The sequence below is a fragment of the Terrabacter sp. P5_B1 genome, assembly GCF_056400505.1.
This window is the reverse complement of the sequence record NZ_JBFULD010000496.1, coordinates 1-2,018: the sequence shown is the minus strand read 5'-3', so window position 1 is coordinate 2,018 and position 2,018 is coordinate 1. Positions and strand designations below refer to the sequence as shown.

4 protein-coding genes are annotated in these 2,018 nt (G+C 71.0%); 1 reads left to right on the top strand and 3 read right to left on the bottom strand.

Going from position 1 to position 2,018, the window contains the following annotated elements; all coding sequences use genetic code 11:
- Together AC1DP0_RS21345 and ppk2 are read right to left on the bottom strand one after the other, a co-directional pair.
- A partial coding sequence (locus AC1DP0_RS21345; protein WP_478088497.1) for a UvrD-helicase domain-containing protein occupies positions 1–280 on the bottom strand: 280 nt, incomplete at its 3' end.
- A gap of 71 nt (positions 281–351) precedes the next feature.
- The gene (gene ppk2 / locus AC1DP0_RS21340; RefSeq protein ID WP_478088495.1) at positions 352–1,191 is read right to left on the bottom strand and encodes a polyphosphate kinase 2; all 840 of its coding nucleotides are present in this window, start codon (positions 1,189–1,191) and stop codon (positions 352–354) included.
- Positions 1,192–1,319: 128 nt separating this feature from the next.
- Here ppk2 and AC1DP0_RS21335 point away from each other — a divergent pair, with 128 nt between their 5' ends.
- Positions 1,320–1,589 (top strand): mycoredoxin, encoded by a 270-nt coding sequence (locus AC1DP0_RS21335; protein ID WP_478088492.1) that lies wholly within the window; start codon positions 1,320–1,322, stop codon positions 1,587–1,589.
- Between the two features lie 15 nt (positions 1,590–1,604).
- Here AC1DP0_RS21335 and AC1DP0_RS21330 read toward each other — a convergent pair.
- Positions 1,605–2,018, bottom strand: a 414-nt coding sequence (locus AC1DP0_RS21330; protein ID WP_478088491.1) for an NAD(+) diphosphatase, incomplete at its 5' end; no start/stop codon positions are given.

The window sequence follows — 2,018 nt, the reverse complement described above, 5'->3', positions numbered from 1 at the left end:
CCATCACCTCGGGGGCCGCGCCGCCGATGGCCTGCGGCCAGAAGAAGTGGAGCTGGCGCAGCGCGGCGGCGTGGAAGGTGCGCGCCTGGACGCCCTGCACCCCGAGGCCGCGCAGGCGCGTGCGCATCTCACCGGCGGCGCGCGCGGTGAACGTCAGCGCGAGCACGCGCTGCGGCTGCTGCGCGCCCGAGTGGACGGCATACGCGATGCGGTGGGTGATCGCGCGTGTCTTGCCCGTGCCGGCGCCCGCGAGGATGCACAGGGGCCCCGGCGGGGCCATCGCGACCTCACGCTGCTCGGGGTCGAGCCCGTCGAGGATCTGGTCGGCGGAGGGTACTGCGGGTACTGCGCTCAGGAGTGATCACCCTTCGAGGTGGCCAGCACGCGCGCGGCGTGGTCCGGCACATAGTTCTGCTCGTGCTGTGGGGGGCGCTCGTAGCCGCGCGGGGCCGGACGCTTCGGGACGGGAGGCACGTCGGGAGCCACCTCGGCGTGCGGAATGGAGCTGAGCAGGTGGTGCATGACGTTGACCCGCGAGCGGCGCTTGTCCTCAGACTCCACGACGTGCCACGGCGCATGGTCGGTGCTCGTCGCGGCCATCATGATGTCCTTCGCCTCGGAGTAGTCCTCCCACCTGGTGATCGACTCGAGGTCCATCGGCGAGAGCTTCCACTGGCGCATGGGGTCCTTGGCGCGGGAGCGGAAACGGCGCTCCTGCTCGATGTCGGAGACGCTGAACCAGTACTTGCGCAGGATGATGCCGTCGTCGACGAGCATCTGCTCGAAGACGGGCGCCTGCTCGAGGAAGCGGGAGTACTGCTCGTCGGTGCAGAAGCCCATGACGCGCTCGACGCCGGCGCGGTTGTACCAGGACCGGTCGAACAGCACGATCTCGCCGGCGGCGGGCAGGTGGGCGATGTAGCGCTGGAAGTACCACTGCGACTTCTCGCGGTCGGTCGGCGCCGGCAGCGCCGCGATGCGGGCGACGCGCGGGCTGAGGTACTCGGTGATCCGCTTGATCGCCGAGCCCTTGCCTGCGGCGTCGCGGCCCTCGAAGACGACGACGACGCGCTGGCCGGTGGCCCGCACCCATTCCTGGAACGCGACGAGCTCGACCTGGAGACGACTGACCTCCGCCTCGTAGACGTCGAGGTCCATCTTCTGGGGTCGTTTTGCGCCGCGTTTGGCCATGGGGTCATCCTTGCATCGAGGGACGACGCCCGTGGCCACTGTCCCCCACCCTGAAGCCCACCCCGCACGAGACCGCCCGCACGCCGCCCGAGAGGCTGCCGCCGCGAGCAGAGACAGCAGAGGAACCGATGCGCGACACCACCCAGGTCCGGCCGGACGAGGGCTCGATCACGATGTTCACGACGACGTGGTGCGGCTACTGCACGCGCCTCAAGGGCCAGCTGACCCGCGAGGGCGTGCCGTTCACCGAGATCGACCTCGAGGCCAACCCCGAGCACGTCGACTTCGTCGAGCGCGTCAACGGCGGCAACCGCACCGTCCCGACGGTCGTCTTCCCCGACGGGTCGGCCGCGACCAACCCGTCGCTCGCGGAGGTGCGCTCCCGCCTCGCCGGCTGACGAACCCTGCGCGGCTCAGAACCCTCCGGCACGCCCGCCTGGGAGCACGGACTCGACCGTCTGGCCGAGCCAGTGCTCGATGAGGCGCTTGGCGATCGAGATGCCGCTCGGGGTGCGGATCGTGCCGCCTCGCAACAGGTCGCGGTACTCCTCACGGCTCACCCAGCGCGCCTCGGCCATCTCGACGGGGTCGATCGTCAGCGTCGTCTCCCGGGTCGTCGCGGCGAAGCCGATCATCACCGACGACGGGAACGGCCAGGGCTGGTTGCCCAGGTAGCGCGCCCCGTCCACGGTGACGCCGACCTCCTCGGCGACCTCGCGGGCGACGGCAGCCTCGAACGACTCCCCCGGCTCGACGAAACCGGCGAGCACCGAGAACCGCCCCTCGGGCCAGTGCGCCCCACGACCGAGCAGCAGCCGGTCGTCTGG